The following is a 21,223-nucleotide window of genomic DNA, read 5'->3' as shown; positions in this document are numbered from 1 at the left end:
GTTCAGGGCTGCCCCCGCGTCCCGCCGGTACGAATGCAGTTGAAGGAATAGTCCGTGCAGTTCCGCCAAAAGGCTCTTTCCAAGCTGCAATCGCCCGAAGAACTCGACCTGCCCGTGCGTTTCGCGCGCCCGCAGGGGCGGCTCGTCCTGACCGTCACCGTCGTCGTCATGGCCGCCGCGGCCTTCTGGGCCTTCACCGGCACCGTCTCCTCCAAACTGACCGCGCCCGGCATCCTCACCCACGCCGAAGGCAGTTACGTGCTCCAGAGCCCGGTCGCGGGACAGGTGACCGCCGTCCTCGCCGAGGAGGGCCAACTCCTGGCCCCCGGCGCGCCCCTGCTCACTGTCCGTACGGAACAGGGGGACCGCCCCGTGCGCCTGGTGACCGGCGGCCGGCTGACCACCCTGGTCTCCAAGGTGGGTTCGGTCGTCACGACCGGCGCGGACGTCGCGACGGTCGAGCGCGTGAAGGACCCGCAGGACCCGCTCGTGGCCGTGCTGTACGTACCGGCCGGCAGCGGCCCGGCGGTCCCCGTGGGCGCCACCGTCGACCTCAGCGTCCAGTCCGCCCCCCAGCAGCAGTTCGGCATGCTGCGCGGCCGCGTCAAGGCCGTCGGCCGGGCGCCCCAGACGCAGGCGCAGATCAGCGGCTTCCTCGGAGACGGCGCGCTCGCCCGGGAGTTCGCCCGCCACGGCAACCCGGTCGCCGTGCTCGTCCAGCTGGAGCGCACCACCGCCACCAGGTCCGGCTACCGGTGGACGTCCGCGGACGGGCCCCCGTACGCCGTCGACTCGGCGACCCCGGTCACCGGCGCCGTCCACCTCGCCGCCCGCCGCCCCGTCGACTGGCTGCTGCCGTGAGCGCCCCGCAGGCCCACCGGCTCCCGCCCGCCGGACGCCGGCGCCGCCCCGAGCCCAAGGGCGGCACCCGCCGCAGGCCCGCCCCGGCCCCCAGGGGGCGTACGCCCCGCCCCGTACGCACCCCCACCGTGCTCCAGATGGAGGCGGTGGAGTGCGGCGCCGCCGCCCTGGCCATGGTGCTCGGGCACTACGGCCGCTGGGTCCCCCTCGAAGAACTCCGCATCGCCTGCGGCGTCTCCCGCGACGGCTCCCGCGCCAGCAACCTCCTCAAGGCCGCCCGCAGTTACGGACTCGCGGCCAAGGGCATGCAGATGGACCTCGCCGCACTCGCCGAAGTGCGCGCCCCGGCCATCCTCTTCTGGGAGTTCAACCACTACGTCGTCTACGACGGCACGGGCCGCCGCCTCGGCCGCAAGGGTGTCTACGTCAACGACCCGGGCAAGGGCCGCCGGTTCGTCCCCATGGACGAGTTCGACTCCAGCTTCACGGGAGTCGTGCTCACCTTCGAACCCGCCGACGGCTTCCGCCGCGGCGGCCGCAAGCCGGGCGTCCTGGGCGCCATGCCGGCCCGCCTGCGCGGCACGTCGGGCACCATGGCCGCCGCCGTCCTCTCCAGCCTCCTGCTGGTCGCCGTCGGCGCGACCGTCCCGGCCCTGAGCCGCACCTACATCGACATGTTCCTCATCGGGGAGCAGACCTCCCTGCTCGGCGTGCTGTTCGCGGCGATGGCCGTCGCGCTCGTCCTCACCGCGACGCTCACCGCCCTCCAACAGGCCAACCTGCTGCGCGGGCGCGTCATCTCCTCCACCCTGGGCAGCGCCCGCTTCCTGCGCCACCTGCTCAGGCTCCCCGTCGCCTTCTACTCCCAGCGCAACCCCGCCGACCTGGTCCAGCGCCTCCAGTCCAACGACGCCGTCGCCGAGACCCTCGCCCGGGACCTGGCCGCCGCGGGCGTGGACGCCGTGGTGGTCGTGCTCTACGCCGTGCTGCTGTGGACGTACGATCCGCAGCTCACCCTGGTCGGCGTGCTGATCGCGCTGCTCAACGTGGTGGCCCTGCGGATCGTGATCCGCGTACGGGCCACCGGCACGCAGAAGCTGCGCGCCGAGAGCGCCCGCCTGACCAACACCTCGTACAGCGGCCTCCAGCTCATCGAGACGATGAAGGCGACCGGCGGCGAGAACGGCTTCTTCCGCCGCTGGGCCGGACAGCACGCCGTCACCCTCGACGTGCAGCAGCGGCTCGGCGTGCCCAGCGCGTGGCTGGCCATCGTCGCGCCCACCCTCGCCGCGCTCAACAGCGCGCTGATCCTGATGATCGGCGGCCTGCGGGCGGTGGAGGGGCACCTCACCGTCGGCCTGCTCGTCGCCTTCCAGGCCCTGGTGACCAGCTTCACCGCCCCGATCTCCCGGCTCGGCGGAGTCGCCGGCCGCATCCAGGACTTCGCCGCCGACGTCGCCCGCCTCAAGGACGTCGAGAACTTCCCCGTCGACCCCGTCCACGCGCGGCGCGAGCCCGCCGCAGGCACCCGCCGCCTCAAGGGCCACGTGGAGCTGGAGAACGTCACCTTCGGCTACAGCCCGCTGGACGCCCCGCTGCTCAAGGACTTCTCCCTCACGGTCGGGCCCGGGCAGCAGGTCGCGCTCGTCGGCGGCTCCGGCAGCGGCAAGTCCACCGTCTCCCGGCTGATCTCCGGCCTCTACGCCCCCTGGGAGGGGACCATCCGGATCGACGGGATGCGGCTGGAGGACATCCCGCGCGGCGCGCTCGCCGCCTCGGTCTCCTTCGTCGACCAGGACGTCTTCCTCTTTGAGGGCACCGTCCGCGACAACGTCACCCTGTGGGACCCCTCCCTCACGGACGAGGCGGTCACCGCGGCCCTCAGGGACGCCGCCGTCCTCGACGTGGTCGCCCGCCGCCCCGGCGGCATCCACAGCCGCGTCGAGCAGGACGGCCGCAACTTCTCCGGCGGTCAGCGCCAGCGCCTGGAGATCGCCCGGGCGCTGGTGCGCCGGCCCAGCGTCATGGTCCTCGACGAGGTGACCAGCGCCCTGGACGCCGTGACCGAGCAGGTCATCATCGACAACCTGCGCCGCCGCGGCTGCGCCTGCGTGGTCATCGCCCACCGGCTGAGCACGGTGCGCGACAGCGACGAGATCGTCGTACTCGACCGGGGGACGGTCGTGGAACGCGGCCGGCACGAGCACCTGGTCGCCGCGCAGGGCCCGTACGCCGAACTGGTCAAGGAGCACTGAGGTGACGTACGCGCACCACGACACGGTCACGGCAGCGGCCGGTACGGTCCCCGACCCGGTCGTCGCGGCCCTCGGCGGCCTCGGCTCGCCGGTCGACTGCACGGGCCTGCGCAGCCTGTCCCTGGGGGGCCCGCTCGTGCTGTGGCTCGTCGTACACGGGGAGCTGGACCTCTTCGCCGTCGACGCCGCGCAGGCCGGGCACTGGCACTTCCTGGGCCGGCTGGAGCCGGGCACGCTGCTGCTGGGCCCGCCCGAGGGACCGCACCACACCCTGGTGGGCCGGCCCCTGCAGGGGTGCCTGCTGCGGCGCATCGAACTGCGGGAGCTCTACCGCCAGGAGTACGGCGACCAGTTCTACGCAGACCAGTTCCCCGGCGGACATTGGTACGCCGGTCAAGGGCAGTACGGCGCCCCCGCCGGAGCACAGCCGAGCCCGCTCGAGGACGCCTTCGCGCGCGGCATCGGCCGCGGCCTGCGCGTGCTCTACCAGGCACCGCTCGACGGCAGCGCCGGCACCGCGCACGGCGGGGCCGACGAGGACATCCTGTGGATGCAGCTCGCCCCCGGCAGCGTGCAGTACGGCGCCGTGTACGAGGCGGAGGCGGTCGGCACCCTCCTCGTCGACCCCGCGATGTGGCAGGGCATGGTCGACCAGCAGTACCGGCTGCTGTACGCCCTGGACCGGTGGATCGAACGGCTCGAACGCGCCCACGAGGACCGCACGGCGGCCGGCATCGAGGCCGGCCGGGCCGCCCGCACCCAGGCCGACCGGACCTTGCTGGCATCCATCGACCGCTCCGGCCGGGACCCCCACCGGGGCGCGAGCGCCGACGCGACCTTCGCCGCCTGCCGCCTGGTCGCCGCCGAGGCCCGTATCGCCCTCACCGAACCCGACGGCCCGGCCGACGGCGCGTCCGGGCAGGCGGACCAGACCGATCCCGTCGAACGCATCGCGCTCGCCTCCCGCATCCGCACCCGCCCGGTCCGGCTCGCCGGACGCTGGTGGCGGGAGAACAGCGGCCCGCTGGTGGGCCGGCGCGAACAGGACGGCGCACCCGTCGCCCTGCTGTGGCGGCGCGGCCGCTACACGGCGGTCGACCCCGCCACCGGCACGCGCGAACGCCTGGGCAAGGCCAACGAGACGGCCATCGCCCCGCACGCCGTCATGCTCTACCGGCCGCTGCCCGACGGCCGGGTGGGCCTGCCCGCGCTGCTGCGCTTCAGCGTCCGCGGCACCCTCCCCGAGCTGCGCAGCATCCTCCTGGGCGGGCTGGCCGCAGTGGTCCTGGGGGCGCTGGTGCCCATCGCCACCGGCCAGGTCCTCGGCCGGTACGTCCCGCAGGCCGAGAGCGGCCTCATCGTGCAGACCGGGTTCGCGCTGATCGCGACCGGCGTCGTCTCGGCCGCCTTCATGCTGTTGCAGAACACCTCACTCCTGCGCATGGAGGGCCGTATCGAGGCCACCTTGCAGCCCGCGGTCTGGGACCGGCTGCTGCGGCTGCCGACCACGTTCTTCACCGGCCGCTCCACCGGCGAACTGGCCGGCGCGGCGATGGGCATCAGCACCATCCGCCGCGTGCTGTCCGGCATCGGCCCGGTCTGCGTACAGGCCGGCACGGTCGGCACGATGAACCTCGTCCTGCTGCTCGTCTACAGCGTGCCGCTGGCGATGGCCGCGCTCGCCATGCTGGTCGTCGTCGCGGCGGTCTTCCTGGGCCTGGGGCTGTGGCAGCTGCGCTACCAGCGCCGCCTGATCGAACTCGGCAACCGGCTCAACAACCAGGCCTTCCAGACCCTGCGCGGCCTGCCCAAACTGCGCGTCGCCGCGGCCGAGAGCTTCGCGTACGCGGCGTGGGCGCGGGAGTTCGCCCGGACCCGCGACCTGCAACAGCGCATCGGCCGGATCCAGAACACCATCACCGTGCTGGGCGCGGTCTACCTGCCGCTGTGCACGCTGGTGATGTTCATGCTGCTGGCCGGCCCGGCCCGCGGCGCCATGTCCGCCACCGAGTTCCTCACCTTCAGCACCGCGCTGACGATGCTCCTGTCCTCCGTCACGCAGCTCACGGGCGCTCTCATCTCGGCCGCGTCCGTCCTGCCGATGTTCGAACAGATCAAGCCGCTCCTGCAGGAGACCCCCGAGGCGGGCCGCTCCAGCACCCGGCCGGCCCGCCTGACGGGCGCCATCGAGGCCAAGTCCCTGTCCTACCGCTACACGGAGGACGCCCCCCTGATCCTGGAGGACATCAGCTTCACGGTGCGTCCGGGCGAGTTCGTGGCCATCGTCGGCCCGAGCGGCTGCGGCAAGTCCACCCTGCTCCGGCTGCTCATCGGCTTCGACAAGCCCGGCTCCGGCAGCGTGCTCTACGACGGCCAGGACCTGGCGGCACTCGACCAGGCGGCCGTGCGCCGCCAGTGCGGCGTCGTCCTCCAGAACGCCCAGCCCTTCACCGGCTCGATCCTCGACTGCATCTGCGGCGCCGGGACGTTCTCCCTCGAAGAGGCATGGGAAGCCGCCGCGATGGCGGGCCTCGCCGAGGACATCAAGGCCATGCCGATGGGCATGCACACGATGCTGTCCGACGGCGGCGGCACCGTCTCGGGCGGTCAGCGCCAGCGCCTGATGATCGCCCAGGCCCTCATCCGCAAACCGCGCATCCTCTTCTTCGACGAGGCCACCAGCGCGCTGGACAACGAAACCCAGCGCGCGGTCATCGAATCCACCCGCGCCCTGCGCTCCACCCGCGTGGTGATAGCCCACCGCCTCTCCACGATCATGGACGCGGACCGGGTGATCGTCATGTCCGACGGCCGCGTCGTCCAGCAGGGCCCGCCCGCCGACCTCCTGGCCGACCCGGCGGGCCTCTTCCACGACCTGGTCCGCCGCCAACTCCGCTGACCTACGGGGAACCACGCGTCACGCGGCGGCGTCCCTCCAGGTCATGACCGGCAGAACCCTGCAGACCCGGCGGCCCGGCCGCCTCCTCGCCGCCCTCGGCGCGACCATCGCGGCGCTCGTGTGGGCACCGCGCGCCGCGTTCAGCATCGACGGCGGATTCGAGGGCCACGCCCGCGACCTGAGCGTGGTCTTCGTGGACCTCCCGCTCATCGTCCTCGGCGGCGCCCTGCTCCCCTTCCTCACCTGGCGGCTGACCACGCGCTGGACCCGCCGCCCCTGGGCGGGGATCCTGGCGGCCCTGCTCGCGCTCACCCTGGGCGTCTGGGGCCTCACCGAATGGTGGACCCCCCGCCAGGACCCGGACCCCGGCTACAGCGGCAACCTCTGACCCCGGGCGGTCGGCGGGCGCGGCCCGGTCGCCGGGTGATCCCTGCGGGGCGATACTGAAGGTCACGCTGTGTGGAGGCGACATGCGCGAACCGGAGCATGGCGGCCTGAGCCCGGCCTTGGCGTCCGTCAGCGACATGGCAGCGGTCGTGCTGAACGACGAGGGCGTGGTCGTCGCCTGTTCGGGGACGGCCGCGACGCTGCTGGAGTGCTCGCCGGGGCAGGTCTGTGCTCCTTTGCTGGCGTTGCTTCCGGACAGCGGGGCGGAACCCGATCCGGGGCGGCGCCCTGTGGCAGCGCCCGGAGGCCGCTCGGGTGTGACGGCCGGCCTGGCGTTCACTGTGGTCCGGCTCGGGGCGCGGGCGGCCGGCGCCTCCGCTTCCGGCGCGAGGTGGCTGGTACTGGTCACCCCGGACGAAGCCACGGCGACGGCAGCCGCCCGCGATGCGGAGCGACGCCGCACGGGGCTGTCCCACGCCGCCGCGGTGAGCATCGGCGCCTCCCTGGACGTGACGGAGACGGCCGAGACCCTCGTGAACCTGCTCGTCCCCGAATTCGCCGACCTGGCGACCGTGGACCTCGCGGAGTCGGTGCTGGTGGGCGACGAGCCGCCGCACCTCGACGCCACCGGTGACGTCCGCCTGCGCCGGATCGCCGCCGCACAGGGACCGGAGATATCCGCGGAGGACCTCCTGGCGGTGGGGGAGGCGCTTCCTCCCGTATCGGACAGCGCGCTGATGCGTCCCCTCATGAAGGGGCAGGCCGTGCCGGTGTCCGATGTCGCCGTTCTGCGCGAGCGACTCGGCGCCGATCCCGCGACCCTGCGGATGTTCGTCCCCGACGGGGTGCACTCCTCGGTGGCGGTGCCGCTGTACGCGCGAGGTCTCATCCTCGGCTGCGTCACGGTCTGGCGCGGCCGGCTGCCCTCCCCCTTCGGCGAGGAGGACGTGGCCCTCCTGCAGGACGTGGTCTCCAGGGTCGCTCTCGGCGTGGACAACGCGCGCCGCTACTCCAAGGAGCACCGGTCGGCGGTGGCCCTGCAGCGCAGCCTGCTGCCGCGCTCGGCCCTGGACTTCGCCGCCGCCGAGGCGGTGGGGGTCTACCGGCCGGTGGGCGGCGGCCTGGGAGTCGGCGGGGACTGGTTCGACGTCATCCCCCTGCCGTCGCTGCGCGTGGCGTTCGTCGTCGGGGACGTCGTCGGCCATGGACTCGACGCCACCGCGGCCATGGCGCGGCTGCGGACCGCGGTGCGGACCCTGGCGGACCTCGATCTGGATCCGGGTGAGCTCCTCACGCACCTGGACGACCTCGTGCTCGGTCTCTCCGGCGAGCAGACGACGGGCGAATCCCGCTCGGAGACGGCGGTGCTCGGAGCGACGTGCCTGTACACCGTCTACGACCCGGTGACGCGGGTGTGCGCCGCTGCCACCGCCGGACATCCGCCGCCGGCCCTGCTGCCGCCCGGCGGGGAGCCGGCCTTCGTCGGCATGGTGCCGGGGCCGCCGCTGGGAGTCGGGGGAATGCCCTTCGAGGTGACGGAGTTCGGCGTCCAGCCCGGCAGCATGCTTTCGTTCTTCACGGACGGACTCGTCGGGAGCCGCGGCGGCGACATCGACGAGGGGATGGAGAGACTGCGGAACTCGCTCGCCGGCGCCGGCGGCGACCCGAGCCGGGCCCTGGGCGAGATCAGCCAGAGCGTTCTCGACAGCGTCCTGCCCCACGAGCCCGCCGATGACGTCGCCCTGCTGCTCGCCCGCACCCACGTCCTCTCGCCCGATCACGTCGCCGAATGGGAACTCGAAGCGGACCTGTCCCTCGTCGCGCACGCCCGCGAGCTCGTGGTGGGGCAGTTGTCCGCCTGGAAGCTGGACGACCTCAGCTTCGTGACGGAACTCATCGTCAGCGAACTCGTCACGAACGCGATCCGCTATGCCGGAGGCCCGGTCGGTCTGCGGCTCATCCGGGACCGGGTCCTGGTCTGCGAGGTGTCCGACTCCAGCAGTACCCAGCCGCGCCTGCGGCGCGCACGGGACACGGACGAGGGCGGGCGCGGCCTCTTCCTCGTCGCCCAGCTCACCGACCGCTGGGGCAGCCGGTTCACCAGCAGGGGCAAGACCATCTGGACGGAGCAGGCCGTGGACGGACCCCTCGTCTAGGGCCTGTCCGGCGGATCATTTCGGGCTGGTGCAGGGCACGCCTGGTACGGCTGAGTCGTCGTGGGCCGCAGCAGTCACGCGAACGAGGGCCACCGGTCGGCGGCCCACTCCCGCCAGTCGACCCACCTGGGCGGCGGGCCGGCGACCCTGCGGCTCTCCAGCTCCGCCGCGTCGGGCTCCTCGAAATACGCGCGCCCGTGCATGATGTCGGCCTCGGACATCGGCAGTGTCTCTTCGGGGGTGGTCGCCCAGCGGTGGGCGATACGGGCGCGTTGGGTCTCCTCGTCCACCGGCAGGTAGATCATGCGGAAGCATGCCTCCTCGGCCTCCACCAGCCAGCGGATCGCAGAGCGTTCGTCTCGTGACCAGCAGCCGTAGTCCACGACGACGTTGGTGCCCAGTCTGACGGCCTCCAGGGCGAGCCAGAGCATGCGCCCCTCCAGCACGTCGCGCTTCCCGTCGGCCTCCGCCTCGCCAAACAGGGGAATCATCCAGTCGTCGGGCGTCAGACGCAGCGCGCCGTGCTCCGCGGCGAGCTGCCGAGCCCGCGTGGTCTTTCCGGCCCCTGGCAGGCCGACCATCAGGAACAACGTGGTCACACCCCGATCGTGGCAGGGAAGCCAATCAGGCGGCCACCGTTTTATCTGGCCGATCACGAGCGGAGCCACAGGCGGATGGAAGCCACGGTGACAGTGCGGTGGAAGACGTAGGCGCGCTTGTCGTAGCGCGTAGCCACGGCGCGGAAGTGCTTGAGCCGGTTGATCGTGCGCTCGACCTCGTTGCGGCGCTTGTACCTCTCCTTGTCGAAGCCCGCTGGCCGGCCTCCTCGGCTTCCTCGGCGCCTGCGGTTGGCCCGCTGGTCCTTGCTCACTGTTCGGTGGTCGTTCCAACGACCGCCCCGGCCGCCGGTCTTCGGCAGATGGGGCGCAAGTCGCGCCCACTCGTCATTCGTCAGATCACCCCGCCCCACGAACCGAAGAATGGTTCCGACGCGAGGCGACCGTCACATGATCCGCCGGACAAGACCTAGCGCTGTTGCGGGTCAGCGCGGCCCGGGATGCGAAACGGCCGTGGTGACGGCGTCGAAGCGCATGGTGGTGCGGGACTGCCGGTCGTACCGGTCCCAGCGGGGCATGGCCGGGTGGTTGGGGTCGCCGGTGCGGATGAACGAGATCCATGCCCGGTGCATGGTCCTGGCCAGGCCGTCCCTGATCCTGGTGTCCATTCCCGCCAGGAACGGCGCGTGCGACCAGCTGTCGAAGTTGTCGAACACGAAGGGCAGTTCAAGGCAGTGCGGGGCGCCCAGGCGGCCGCCGTGCGCGGGTGTGGGGAAATCGAACTCGTACGCCCAGACCGGGCGGCCCCGTGCCGCCCGCGCTTCCGCGAACGCCAGGGTCGGCTTCCTGAACAGCTCGTCGGTGTTCAGGTCGATGAGGACGTCGACCGGCCGTGCGCCCGGGCGGGAGGCCTCGTACGCCGCGTAGGCCTCGGCCGCGCCGTCGCCGAAGGTGTCCTGGGCTCGGCGGAGCACCTGTTCCCTGGTCGTCGACGCGTACGTCTCGGCCAGCGCGAAGCTGAAGGCGGCCTCCTCCCTGGTCCAGCCGATGAGGACGTCGACATCGGCGCCCGGACCGTCGAGCAGGTTCTCGGCCGGTTGCAGCGGCGCCGTGGCGCTGTCGAGCACCGGCATGAACGGTGCGGTCCAGTGTCCCCACTCCATGGTGTCCACGAGGAGTGCGGCGGTGGCCTCGACCAGGCGCGGCCAGGGCACCGTACGCAGCTCGTCCAGGTCCTTCGCGCCGACGATCTCCAGACAGGCGGCGGTGCGGGCGAGGGATTCGGCGGGCGTGGCCAGGGGGATGGCGAGCGGGACGCTCTGGAGGATGGCCCGGCGGAACGGGCGGCCGTCACCCGCATGGCCCGCGAGTGCCGCTGTGGAAAGGGCGCCGGCGGACTGGCCGGCGACGGTGACGTTGCCGGGGTCCCCGCCGAAGGCGGCGATGTTGTCCTGAACCCAGCGCAGCGCGGCGAGTTGGTCGGTGAGCCAGACGTTCCCCTGCCCGGTGCCGTCGTCCGGGGCGACGGAGAGGAGGCCGAGTGGCCCGAGCCGGTAGTTGAGGTTCACCACCACCAGGTCGCCGTTGCGGGCGAAGGTCTCGCCCGAGTAGTTGGGCATCGCGCCGGAGCCGGAGATGAAGGCGCCGCCGTGGATCCAGACCAGGACGGGGCGGCGGGCGTCGTCGGTGCCGGGCGTCCACACGTTGAGGGTCAGGCAGTCCTCGTCGAAGGGCGGGAATCCGTGGCCGCCGAGTACGGGGTCGCCCACACGGACGCCCTGGGGTGCGCTGGGGCCGTGCGCGGTCGCGTCGAGGGTCCGGCTCCAGCCGGGATGCGGCTGCGCGGGGCGCCACCGGAGGGCTCCGACGGGCGGCGCGGCGTAGGGCACGCCCTTGAACACGGCGAGGCCGCCTTCGACGACGCCGCGGATCGGACCTGAGCGGGTGTTCACGACGGGAGCGTCGCGGTCCTGGGCGAGACCCATCCGGTGCTTCCTTCCACCACGGTGATCGAGGGTTCTGACACCCTCACGCTATTGCGTACTTCTATCGACCGTCAATATTATTCGATCTCTTGTTGAAGTGGAGGCTCGGATGACGACGTGGCGGATCGGTACAACCGTGATTCACAAGGTGCTGGAGGCGGAAGTGCCCGCTCCCCTCACAGGGGCCCTGCGGACGGACGACACCGCGCTCCTGAAGAGGTACCCGTGGCCGGCACCCGACTTCAGCAGGGCGGACGGCACCTTCGTGATCTCGGTGCACGGGCTGCTCGTGGACACCGGCACGCGCAGGATCCTCGTGGACACGTGCGTGGGCAACGACCGGCCCGCGGTGCCGTTCCTGCGCATGCTGGACTCGGCGTGGCTCGACGACCTCGCCGCCCTCGGCTATCCGCCGGAGTCGATCGACACCGTGGTGTGCACCCACCTCCACTTCGACCACATCGGGTGGAACACGCGCCTGGTGGAAGGGAAGTGGGTGCCGACGTTCCCCCGCGCACGTCACCTCGTCACACGCGTCGAATGGGACCACTGGGCGGACGAGGCGGACGCCGGCCTCCACGACACGATGCAGCCGCTGATCGACGAAGGTCTCGTCGACTTTGTCGGAACCGACCACCGGGTGTGTGACGGCGTGCGCCTGGAAGCCGCTCCCGGCCACACCCCGGGGCAGGTCGCCGTCGTGGTCGAATCCGGGGAGGAGCGCGCGGTGATCACCGGTGACCTCGTGCACCACCCGGTCCAGTTCATCGAACCCGACGTACCCAGCCTGTCCGACCACGATGCGGCGACGGCCGCCGCCACCCGTCGGGCATTCGTCGAGCGGTACGCCGACACGGGAACGCTCGTCATCGGCACCCACTTCCCCGCCCCCACGGCAGGCGTCCTGCAGCGCGGAGGTGACGGGACCGTGCGGTTCGTCGCGGAAGGCCGGCGCTGACCATGACGAACCACAGCATCGCCCTCATCCCCGGCGACGGCATCGGCACCGAAGTCCTCCCGGCGGCACGCGAGGTCCTCGACGCCGTCGGGCGGCGCCACGGCATCACGTTCGCCTACGAGGAGTTCGACTGGTCCTGCGAACGCCACCTGCGCCTCGGCTCGATGATGCCCGAGGACGGGCTGGAGCAGCTCCGCCGTCACGACGCGATCCTCCTCGGCGCGGTCGGCTACCCGGGTGTGCCGGACCACGTCTCCCTGTGGGGACTGCTCATCCCGATCCGCCGCGCCTTCCGCCAGTACGTCAACCTGCGCCCGATCCGCGTGTTCGAGGGCCTGCCCAGCCCGGTGCGCGCGGCCGCGCCCGGCACCGTGGACTTCGTGGTCGTCCGGGAGAACACCGAAGGCGAGTACAGCGAGATCGGCGGCCGGATGAACCGCGGATTTCCCGATGAAATGGCCGTACAGCAAGCCGTGTTCACGCGTGCCGGAGTGACCAGGGTCCTCGACTTCGCCTTCGGCCTCGCCGAACGGCGCGGCGGCCGCCTCACGTCGGCGACCAAGTCCAACGGCATCGTGCACACCATGCCGTTCTGGGACGAGCTGGTGGCCGAACGGTCCGCCGGGCACCCCGCGGTCGACTGGAACCAGGAACACATCGACGCGCTGGCCGCCAAGTTCGTCCTCACCCCCGCCCGCTTCGACGTCGTCGTCGCCTCCAACCTCTTCGGGGACATCCTCAGCGACCTGGCGGCGGCCGTGGCCGGCGGCATCGGCATCGCCCCGTCAGCCAACCTCAACCCGCGGGGCGAATACCCCTCCATGTTCGAGCCCGTCCACGGGTCGGCCCCCGACATCGCCGGTCAGGGCATCGCCAACCCCATCGGCGCGATCTGGTCCGCCGCCATGATGCTCGACCACCTCAACCACCCGGCGGCCGCCGCGGACATCACGAACGCCATCGCCCGCGTCCTGTCCACCACCTCGCTGCGCACGCGCGACCTCGGCGGTTCGGCCACCACCACCGAATTCACCTCCGCGATCCTGCGACACCTCGGCCACCCCTAGAGCCAGTCCCCCGTAGACCCTGCCCCGGTATGGGCCGCGCGGCCATCGACGCACCTGCTCGGCACAGTGCCCGAGTACGTACCTGAGGGCCTCGTTTCCTCTTACGGCAGCATCTGAGAGTCCGTACCGACGGCGGTCGCCTGCGCCCGGCAGTGTTCCAGCCCAGCCGTCACCTCTGCCTGGTCCGGGCCGCCCGCGGTCGCCAGGAGTTCCCCGGCCATAACCATGGCCGCCCAGAACTCGGGAGGTGAGCCTCGCCCGTCCCGGAACCGCGTTTTCGCGAAGAACAGGAAGATCTTTGTGAGTTCCCCGCTACGAAACCACCCGAGAAGGCCGCCGTGGAAGCCCCCGCGGGTGTCGGCGGCGGTCCCCAACAGATCGCGGATCCGTTCGCCGTGAGCGTCCAGCACCCGGTCCACGACGAACACGTGCCCAAAGGCTAGAACCGAGGCGACGAGGTCCTCCTCGCCCACCACGAATTCCTCGAAGAGGGGCCGAGCCTCGCGGATCCGGAATTCGGCGTCCGGCCGGGGCACTCCCAGGGCCAGACACAGGGCCAACGCGCAGGCGTCCCACTCACCGGTGCGTGCGGCCAGTTCGGCGAAGACCTCCTCCTCGCCCTGTCCGGTGGCCAGCATCTCGCGAGCCTCTGAGACCAGCGCTTCCCCGCTTTCACCACGACTCATGGCCTGAGGCTACTGCGAATGTTGCCTGCGGCAGGTCTGTGGTGCTTCGAGCGGTCCCGGGGGCTGGGGTCAGCGGCAGACTTCCATGATCGTGTCGTCGAAGTCGGGGAACTCCTGGGCTGCCAGTTCGATCACGGCAACGGCTGACCGAGGCTGGTGCGGTGCGAATCGTTGCGCGATGGCCGTCAGTTCCGGATTGGGGCGGGCGATCCAGTCCGGCTCGTACGAGGTGGCGGCTTCCCAGGGGCCGTAGCCGTCGGCCAGCAGCCACAGGAAATCGGCCAGGTCGCGCGCGACAACACCGGTCTCGCCCTCGGACCCGAGGAGAACGATGGGCTGCTCGGCCAGCGGCAGGCTCGGGCGGATGAGCCAGAAAGCCGCGTACCCGCCGGTGCCGTCCTGCCCGAACACGCGGAAGTCGCCACCGTCCAGGTCGCTGTTCCCGGTCCATGCCTGGAACCAGTCGGCGGTCTCGTCAGCGGACAGGAAGGCGGGGAAGGGCTCGAAGTCGACCCGGTGCCCGTCTGCGTGGTCGAACAGAACGGTCATCGCGGCGGCGAGTGCGGCGGGGAAAAGTCGATCACCGGTGGGCGTCACGGGGACAGGCTAGCCATGGGGTCGGACATCGGTGGTTTCCGGTCAAGGTCCGCGGCTAGTGGGCGACTGCGAGCTAAGTTGTCAACGGCGTTGATGTGCCGGCTACAGCCAGTCGCGCTTCTTGAAGATGACGTACAGGCTCGTGCAGACCACCGCCATCAGCAGGATCGCGAAGGGGTAGCCCGCCGCCCAGTGCAGTTCGGGCATCGTTTCGAAGTTCATGCCGTAGATCGTGCCGACCAGGGTGGGCGCGAAGAGGATGGCGGCCCACGAGGAGATCTTCTTGAAGTCGTCACCCTCACCCCGCTGACCTGCGGAAACCGACTGGAGAGGCGCTCTGGCCTGCGGCGATCCGTATTTCAGGCCCTTTCGCCGTGGTTCCCGTTGATGCGGTCGATCCTCCCCAGCCGCTCCCCAACGGGGTTTGTTCTCCCGAGATCCTCCCCGGCGGGGGCTGCCTATGAAGGAGGTTTGCCGCTGGTCGGGACCGTGATCCGTGTGCCATCACGGGTCACTGGGCGTAGTGGCAGGGGGTCAGGAGCAGGTGGCCGCTGTTTGCACTGCGGTGCTCGCGGTTGGGTGCGGCTGTTTCCGTTCACAGGGCGAACAGACCCTCCTGGCTATCCCCACGACCACGGATCTTTCGGGGTAGAGGAGGCCGAGCGGCATGAAGGTCCAGGGGTGGGGAGCGATGTTGCCGACGAAGAGGTGTACGGCGCGGCCCAGACGGGCGGCTACTGGGCGGCTCGACGCAGGCTTCATGGCTACACCCCGCCCGGTGCACGTTCTCACTCACTACGGATCGGCGTTGGACGTCGCGTGGACCTCTGATCAGAGGAGTCACTTGCCGATTGGGCGCAGCTGAGCTCCGTTCCCGCGGGTGACCGGTTTTGCGCGTGCAGATTACCTATCAGATCGGTTGCATGGTAGGGCTGTTCGACTATTTGATCGATTCTGACGCATGGGGATGACATCGCGTGGCTGTTACGGTGCCTGACTGGGCGGACACGTTGCTGGACCTGATCGGTGTGGCCTGGCCGAATGTGGACGAGGACGCCTACCGGGAGATGGCCGATTCGCTCCGCGACTTTGCCGAAGACCTTCTCGACGACGGGCAACTCGCCAACAACCACGTCGAACGCCTCCTCTCCGCCAGCAAGGGCGAGTCGATCGAGGCTCTGAACCGGCACTGGAACACGGTCAAGAGCAAGCATTTCAGGGACATCGCGGACGCCGCGCGCACCATCGCCGGTGCGATGGACATGGCAGCCGACGCCGTCGAGACGATGAAGTACGCCGCTCTCGTCCAGCTCGGGTACCTCGCGGCCGAGGCCGGCATCGCGCTCTCCCTGATCCCTGTCACCGCGGGCCTGTCCGCTCTCTTCGGTGCTGCCGCGATGCGCGCCACGCAGGAGGTCGTCAAGCGCCTTATCAAGGAGTGCGTCGAGGAAGCCGTCGGCTACATCGTGTCCGCGATGACCGAGCCCGCCGTCGCCGCGCTGGAGGGCATGGCCGCCGACCTCGTCGTCCAGCTCGGCTCGATGGCCCTCGGCTTCCAGGACGGCGTAGACCTCGGCCAGGCCAAGCAGGCGGGCAAGGACGGGTTCAACGACGGCGTCCAGTCCGGCAAGGAAGCGCTCCACCTCGCCTCCGCAGGCGGTGCAGGAATCGGGGGGAGCGGCGGCACCGGCCTGACCGACCTCCACATCGAGCACTCCGAACACGCCCGCGCCGGCACCAACCTCAACAGCGTCAGCACCAACATCCACGGCAAGACGACCACGCACCTGACCAAGGCCAAGTCCCACCACGGCCGCACCCGAGGCCGCGACTCCATAGCCCAGGCCATCGACCCCGTCGCCGACAAGGCAATGGCAGCCCTCACCAAGGCCACCAAGGCCATGGGCGACCACGTCGGCACCACCCTCCCCAAGGCCGTCAAGAAGATATCCACCGACCACAAGAAGAACGACGACGCCATCCACGACAGCTTCAACCGGCTGAAGAAGAATGGTTCCGGCGGAGGCGACAAGAGTCCTGGCAAGGACCGACCCGTCGATTACCGAAAATCTGAGGACTCCTCCCGCACCAAGCCGAACTCGCTGCGCGACGCGAAGGATGATCCACGGCGCAACGCGGTCTCCCTGACCAAGAAGACATGCAAGAACGACCCGGTCGATGTCGCTACTGGTGAGATGACCTTGCCGCACACCGATCTGGCGCTCCCGGGCGCTCTGCCACTGATCCTGCGTCGTACTCATCTGTCGGGCTACCGCTTCGGTCAGTGGTTCGGGCGGAGCTGGGCCTCCACGCTTGACGAACGTATAGAAACCGATCCAGTCGGGGCCGGCGCCATCTGGGCACGCGAGGACGGCTCCCTGCTTGTCTACCCTCGCCTTCCGCGGCCCGGCGGCGATTCGGTCCTCCCCCTGGAAGGTGAACAGCTGCCCCTCACCCACGACGGGGAGGCCGGCGGTGAGACGACCTACACGGTTATCGACCGCGGAACCGGTCTACGGAAGTCGTTCGCCGGCAGTCCTTACCATGCCTCCACCGCCTACTGGCTGACGGAGGTCGAAGACCGCCATGGCAACACCATCACGATCTCCCGCCGTCCCGATGGGGCACCCACGACGGTCTCGCACAGCGGCGGCTATACGGCCGAGGTGACCACCGAGGACCACCGAGTGTGCTCCTTGAGTCTGAGGACGCCTGAGGGGCCCGTCGAGGTGCGCCGGTACGGCTTCGACGAACGGGGCAACCTCGACGCCATCTTCAACGACTCCGGATTGCCGTTGCGCTTGACCTACGACGATGGGGACCGGGTCACTTCCTGGACCGACCGCAACAGTTCCACGTTCCAGTATGTGTACGACGGTGAGGGCCGGGTCGTCCGGACCATCGGGCCGCAGGGGTTCATGTCCTCGACGTTCGCCTATGGCGAGGTGCACCCCGAGACGGGCCACCGCATCACCCGGTACACCGATTCCACCGGCAGTACGACGGTGTTCTACATCAACGACCGTCTCCAGGTCGTGGCGGAGACCGACCCGCTCGGCCACACCAGGCACTACGAGTTCGATGCGTTCGACCGGATGGTAGCCGTCACCGACGCCCTCGGGCACGCCACCCGACTGGAGCGCAACGAGGTCGGCGACATCGTCGCCATGACCGCCCCGGACTCGGAACGCACCACCGCTGCCTACGACTTGGCGCGCCGCCCCACAGAAGTGATCGAGCGGGGCGGGATCCGGTACCAGTACGCGTATGGCGAGGACGGCAGCGTCAGCGCCGTAGGCGCCACCGGCGCTCGAACCGAACGCTCTTTCGATGCCGTCGGCGCGATGGCCCGGTATACGTCCCCGGCCGGCCTGGTTACTCGGGTCGTCAACGATCGCGCCGGACTGCCCGTGGAGATCACGGCTCCGGACGGATCGACAGCCTTCTGCGTCCGGGACGCCTTCGGACGCATCGTGAGTGTGACCGACGCACTCGGTGGAACCCTCACCCAGGCATGGACCACCGAAGGGAATCTGTCCTGGCGTGTGCTGCCGGACGGCAGCAGGGAGGAGTGGCAGTGGGACGGCGAAGGGAACCTGCTCGCGCACACCGACCGGATGGGTCGCACGCGTAGCTACACGGTCACCCACTTCGACCGCACCGCCGGAACCACCGGCGGGGACGGAGACAGCTACCAGTACGTCCGCGACACCGAGCTGCGGCTGACGCAGGTAACCAACCCTGCGGGCCGGCAGTGGACATACACGTACGACGCAGCCGGGCGTCTCGTCGCGGAGACGGACTTCGACGGCCGCACGCTGACGTACGAGCACGATGCCGTCGGCCGCCTGATCCGGCGAACCAACGCGGCCGGTCAGAGCCTCAGCTTCGAGCGTGACGCCCTCGGCCGGGTGGTACGCCTGCTCCACGACGACGGCACCGCCTCCGTCTTCTCCTTCGGCCCCGAGGGTCATGCATGCCGGGTGTCCAACGCCCACGCGGACATCGTGTGGGAGCACGACGCCGCAGGGCGACTGCTGGCCGAAACCGTCAACGGACGGACCATGGCCTTCGAGTACGACGCAGAGGGAAGGCGTACCTATCGTCGCACCCCCTCCGGCGCTGTAAGCCGGCTCGCGTTCGACGAGAGCGGCCTGGCCTCGTACACCACGGGTGAGCACGTCTTTCAGTTCGACCGTGACCCGATGGGGCGTGAGAAGACACGTACCGTCGACGGAGCCCTCACCCTGCACCAGGAATGGGACGCGGTAGGGCGTATCAGCCACCAGTTCCTGACCGCGCTGGGCGCCGAACTCCTGGAACGCTCTTTCACCTACCAGGCCGACGGTTCGCCGACTGTCATCGATGACAGTCTCCTCGGTCACCGCAGCTACACCCTCGATTCCGCGTCACGCATTACCGCGGTTCAGGCCCGGGGATGGAGTGAGCAGTACGCGTACACCACCGCCGGAGACCAGACGCACGCCCAGCTACCCAGTGGGACACCCGGCCAGGACGACACGGGCAGCCGCGCCTACACCGGCACCCGCCTCACCCGCTCCGGGCGCACCCGGTACACCTACGACGGTCAGGGCCGGCTTGCCGAGCGCACGACCACCACCCTCAGTGGCAAGGTCCTCACCACAGAATTCACGTGGAACGCTGAGGACCGGCTCACTCACGTCACGTCGCCGGAAGGAGTCGTCTGGCGCTACACGTATGACGCGATGGGCCGACGGATCGCCAAGGAACGCCTCACCGACGACGGCGCTGTCGCCGAGAGGTGCACCTATGCCTGGGACGGCGCGCAGATCGCGGAGCTGGACGATGGCTTCACCACCATGGTGTGGGACTACACCGGCCTGTTCCCTCTGGCGCAGCGGGAGATCAAGAAGGACAGTGACCAGCAGGAAGTCGATCGCCGGTTCTTCGCGATCGTCGCTGACCTGTCGGGTACCCCCGCCGCCCTGGTCACCCCCGACGGTTCGATTGCCTGGCGTGCGCGCAGTACCGTGTGGGGCGCCACCCAGTGGAACCGTGACGCCAGTGCCTACACGCCTCTTCGCTATCCCGGCCAGATTCTCGACCCTGAAACAGGACTCCACTACAACTTCAACCGGTACTACGACCCGACCACAGGCCGGTACATCAGCCCCGACCCGTTGGGTCTCGCACCGTCACCCAACCACTACGGCTACGTTCCCAACCCTTTCACTCTGTGGGATCCCCTGGGTCTGGCCGGCTGCGAGGCAGATCCGACGTGGGGCGGGCGAGTCGTGTGGGTCCGTGACGAACACGGTCGCGTCTACGAAATGCACGCCACGATCACGCGGGACATGCTCGACGAGGGTACCCACGCGCGGAACTCTCTTCGGCCGCCCGGCTTCGTCCACGGCACTGACCACAACCAGGGCCGCGGCCACATGCTCGCGCGGATGCTGGGTGGTTCCGGCGACATCCTGGACAATCTCTTCACGATCACCCAGGACCCCACGAACTCCCCCGACATGCGGGACGACGAACAGAGGGTCTACAACGCGGTCCTCGGTGACTCGTCCAACAACGTCCCCGGGCAGACTGTCCAGTACAGCGTCTACCTTGACTACCCCGACAACAGAGCAGACTCCGTACCGAAGTGGATCCAGCTGGAGGCCAACGGCAGGGACGGCTTCCACATGGGAACGAGCCGCATCAATCCCGACCACGCCGCCCAGGTGATCCGCCGTCAGCAAGGAATCGAATGACCGACCTCACTGTTTTGACCAGACTCTGCCCGCCGCCGGCCGCACCGCAGCTCCCGATCGACTGGAGCGCCGTGGAAGCGGAGCTCGGCGTGGGCCTCCCCGAGGACTACAAGCAGCTCGCGGCCACCTACGGGCCAGGGCTCTACAGCGACTACATCAACATCTACCACCCACGGGCGAACACCCCCTGGGTCAACCTCACCGGACCCATGCCCTCGCGAATCCGCGGGCATCTCCAGCGTGACTACGACGAGGGCACCCACCCCGTCCCTTACGACCCTCAGCACTTGTTCGCCATCGGGGTCACCTCCAACGGCGAGTATCTGTTCTGGATCACTGATCCCCAAGACGCCCCCGACAGCTGGCGCATCGCTGTCAACGAAGCCCGCGGCCCCCTCTGGTACACCTACGACGGCACCCTCACCGCCTTTCTTGCATCGGTCCTGAGCGGGGAAACGTCCGTCCCGCAGTTCCCGAAGAACCTCCTCGACCCTCCCATCACCTTCGCCCCCTCCACGGCGCCCGCCATCGACTACCCCCAGCCTCCGGCCAGACCCGCGGTCAGCACCGACACCATCCGAGAATGGGCACGCGCGAACGGCTACCACGTACGTCCCCACGGCCGCATCCCCGCCGATGTCCTGGAGGCCTGGGAGCGTGCCAACCCGGTCTGATCGCGTCGTGTACGGGCGTCGAGCCGCAACTGAGGATGACCGGCGGGCAGGGGAGCGTGCGGCAAAGCCGGCCGAGCCGCGGGAGTCGTCATTCACGCCGTACTGTCAGCCCAGCCCCGTTCGAGGCGTTCCACTGCTTCCTCGGGGCCCGCAGTCACGGGTAACCCTGGACCCAACTCGTCACGCTCACTCCTCCTGGCGACGAACGACGTCGTGGGAAGGCCGTGGGACCGGGGCGACACCGCCGCGCGTGACGTGACCATGTGTGGGTCGTTCTGAGACCCAACCCGGGGAGCCACCCGCCGTTCGTCGTTCTCACTTCCATGCCCACCGACAAGACCCAGCACCGGTGGTGCGCACTTGGAGAACTGGGGTAAGGCCCGTGACTCGGATTGAC

General features: G+C 70.0%; 14 protein-coding genes and 1 pseudogene. 9 read left to right on the top strand and 6 right to left on the bottom strand.

Going from position 1 to position 21,223, the window contains the following annotated elements; translation table 11 throughout:
* Window positions 1-54 precede the first annotated feature (54 nt).
* The 5 genes from ACFTXQ_RS23605 (at window position 55) to ACFTXQ_RS23585 (ending at window position 8,558) form a co-directional block, all read left to right on the top strand.
* Window positions 55-861: a hypothetical protein gene (locus tag ACFTXQ_RS23605; protein WP_382643831.1), complete on the top strand. Its 807-nt coding sequence runs from the start codon at window positions 55-57 to the stop codon at window positions 859-861.
* Window positions 858-3,116: an NHLP family bacteriocin export ABC transporter peptidase/permease/ATPase subunit gene (locus ACFTXQ_RS23600; RefSeq protein ID WP_382643829.1), complete on the top strand. Its 2,259-nt coding sequence runs from the start codon at window positions 858-860 to the stop codon at window positions 3,114-3,116. Before ACFTXQ_RS23605 ends, ACFTXQ_RS23600 begins: the two co-directional genes overlap by 4 nt.
* A 1-nt stretch (window position 3,117) precedes the next feature.
* Complete coding sequence (locus ACFTXQ_RS23595; protein ID WP_382643827.1) at window positions 3,118-6,015, top strand: NHLP bacteriocin export ABC transporter permease/ATPase subunit; 2,898 nt, start codon at window positions 3,118-3,120, stop codon at window positions 6,013-6,015.
* Between the two features lie 43 nt (window positions 6,016-6,058).
* Entirely contained in the window at window positions 6,059-6,403 is a 345-nt protein-coding gene (locus ACFTXQ_RS23590; RefSeq protein ID WP_382643825.1) for a hypothetical protein, read from the top strand.
* An 82-nt stretch (window positions 6,404-6,485) separates the two neighbouring features.
* Window positions 6,486-8,558 carry a SpoIIE family protein phosphatase gene (locus ACFTXQ_RS23585; RefSeq protein ID WP_382643823.1) on the top strand — a complete coding sequence of 691 codons (2,073 nt, stop codon included), beginning with the start codon at window positions 6,486-6,488 and terminating at the stop codon, window positions 8,556-8,558.
* Window positions 8,559-8,632: 74 nt separating this feature from the next.
* On the opposite strand, the gene ACFTXQ_RS23580 is transcribed toward ACFTXQ_RS23585, so the two are convergent.
* The 3 genes from ACFTXQ_RS23580 to ACFTXQ_RS23570 all read right to left on the bottom strand — a co-directional run bounded on the left by ACFTXQ_RS23580 (window position 8,633) and on the right by ACFTXQ_RS23570 (window position 11,100).
* Entirely contained in the window at window positions 8,633-9,157 is a 525-nt protein-coding gene (locus ACFTXQ_RS23580) for an AAA family ATPase (protein WP_382643822.1), read from the bottom strand.
* Window positions 9,158-9,210: 53 nt separating this feature from the next.
* On the bottom strand, window positions 9,211-9,528 hold the full coding sequence (locus ACFTXQ_RS23575) for a transposase (protein ID WP_382643820.1): 318 nt from the start codon (window positions 9,526-9,528) through the stop codon (window positions 9,211-9,213).
* Between the two features lie 72 nt (window positions 9,529-9,600).
* Entirely contained in the window at window positions 9,601-11,100 is a 1,500-nt protein-coding gene (locus ACFTXQ_RS23570; RefSeq protein ID WP_382643817.1) for a carboxylesterase/lipase family protein, read from the bottom strand.
* A 136-nt stretch (window positions 11,101-11,236) separates the two neighbouring features.
* Here ACFTXQ_RS23570 and ACFTXQ_RS23565 point away from each other — a divergent pair, with 136 nt between their 5' ends.
* Window positions 11,237-12,058 carry an MBL fold metallo-hydrolase gene (locus tag ACFTXQ_RS23565; RefSeq protein WP_382643816.1) on the top strand — a complete coding sequence of 274 codons (822 nt, stop codon included), beginning with the start codon at window positions 11,237-11,239 and terminating at the stop codon, window positions 12,056-12,058.
* A 2-nt stretch (window positions 12,059-12,060) separates the two neighbouring features.
* Window positions 12,061-13,125: a tartrate dehydrogenase gene (locus ACFTXQ_RS23560; protein ID WP_382643814.1), complete on the top strand. Its 1,065-nt coding sequence runs from the start codon at window positions 12,061-12,063 to the stop codon at window positions 13,123-13,125.
* Window positions 13,126-13,226: 101 nt separating this feature from the next.
* On the opposite strand, the gene ACFTXQ_RS23555 is transcribed toward ACFTXQ_RS23560, so the two are convergent.
* The 3 genes and pseudogenes from ACFTXQ_RS23555 to ACFTXQ_RS23545 form a co-directional block, all read right to left on the bottom strand.
* A complete protein-coding gene (locus ACFTXQ_RS23555; protein ID WP_382643812.1) occupies window positions 13,227-13,811 on the bottom strand; it encodes a hypothetical protein in 585 nt (194 codons plus the stop codon).
* A 69-nt stretch (window positions 13,812-13,880) separates the two neighbouring features.
* The gene (locus ACFTXQ_RS23550; RefSeq protein WP_382643810.1) at window positions 13,881-14,408 is read right to left on the bottom strand and encodes an SMI1/KNR4 family protein; all 528 of its coding nucleotides are present in this window, start codon (window positions 14,406-14,408) and stop codon (window positions 13,881-13,883) included.
* Window positions 14,409-14,510: 102 nt separating this feature from the next.
* A pseudogene (locus tag ACFTXQ_RS23545) lies at window positions 14,511-14,696 on the bottom strand (CorA family divalent cation transporter); the annotation flags it as partial.
* A gap of 689 nt (window positions 14,697-15,385) precedes the next feature.
* On the opposite strand from ACFTXQ_RS23545, the gene ACFTXQ_RS23540 reads away from it, so the two are divergent.
* A complete protein-coding gene (locus tag ACFTXQ_RS23540; RefSeq protein WP_382643808.1) occupies window positions 15,386-20,152 on the top strand; it encodes an RHS repeat-associated core domain-containing protein in 4,767 nt (1,588 codons plus the stop codon).
* On the top strand, window positions 20,149-20,826 hold the full coding sequence (locus ACFTXQ_RS23535; protein WP_382643806.1) for a histone-like nucleoid-structuring protein Lsr2: 678 nt from the start codon (window positions 20,149-20,151) through the stop codon (window positions 20,824-20,826). The genes ACFTXQ_RS23540 and ACFTXQ_RS23535 overlap by 4 nt, the downstream gene beginning before the upstream one ends.
* Window positions 20,827-21,223: the final 397 nt, after the last annotated feature.

This window comes from Streptomyces sp. NPDC057010 (genome assembly GCF_042673805.1).
Classification (GTDB): Bacteria; Actinomycetota; Actinomycetes; order Streptomycetales; family Streptomycetaceae; genus Streptomyces.
The sequence above is the reverse complement of the archived record's forward strand: the minus strand, read 5'-3'. Positions and strand labels throughout refer to the sequence as shown.

Excerpts from the sequence above, each read along its gene's own strand:
- ACFTXQ_RS23590 (WP_382643825.1), top strand. The coding sequence starts at position 6,059 with ATGACCGGCAGAACCCTGCAGACCCGGCGGCCCGGCCGCCTCCTCGCC.
- ACFTXQ_RS23585 (WP_382643823.1), top strand. The coding sequence starts at position 6,486 with ATGCGCGAACCGGAGCATGGCGGCCTGAGCCCGGCCTTGGCGTCCGTC.
- ACFTXQ_RS23570 (WP_382643817.1), bottom strand. The coding sequence starts at position 11,100 with ATGGGTCTCGCCCAGGACCGCGACGCTCCCGTCGTGAACACCCGCTCA.
- ACFTXQ_RS23560 (WP_382643814.1), top strand. The coding sequence starts at position 12,061 with ATGACGAACCACAGCATCGCCCTCATCCCCGGCGACGGCATCGGCACC.
- ACFTXQ_RS23555 (WP_382643812.1), bottom strand. The coding sequence starts at position 13,811 with ATGAGTCGTGGTGAAAGCGGGGAAGCGCTGGTCTCAGAGGCTCGCGAG.
- ACFTXQ_RS23535 (WP_382643806.1), top strand. The coding sequence starts at position 20,149 with ATGACCGACCTCACTGTTTTGACCAGACTCTGCCCGCCGCCGGCCGCA.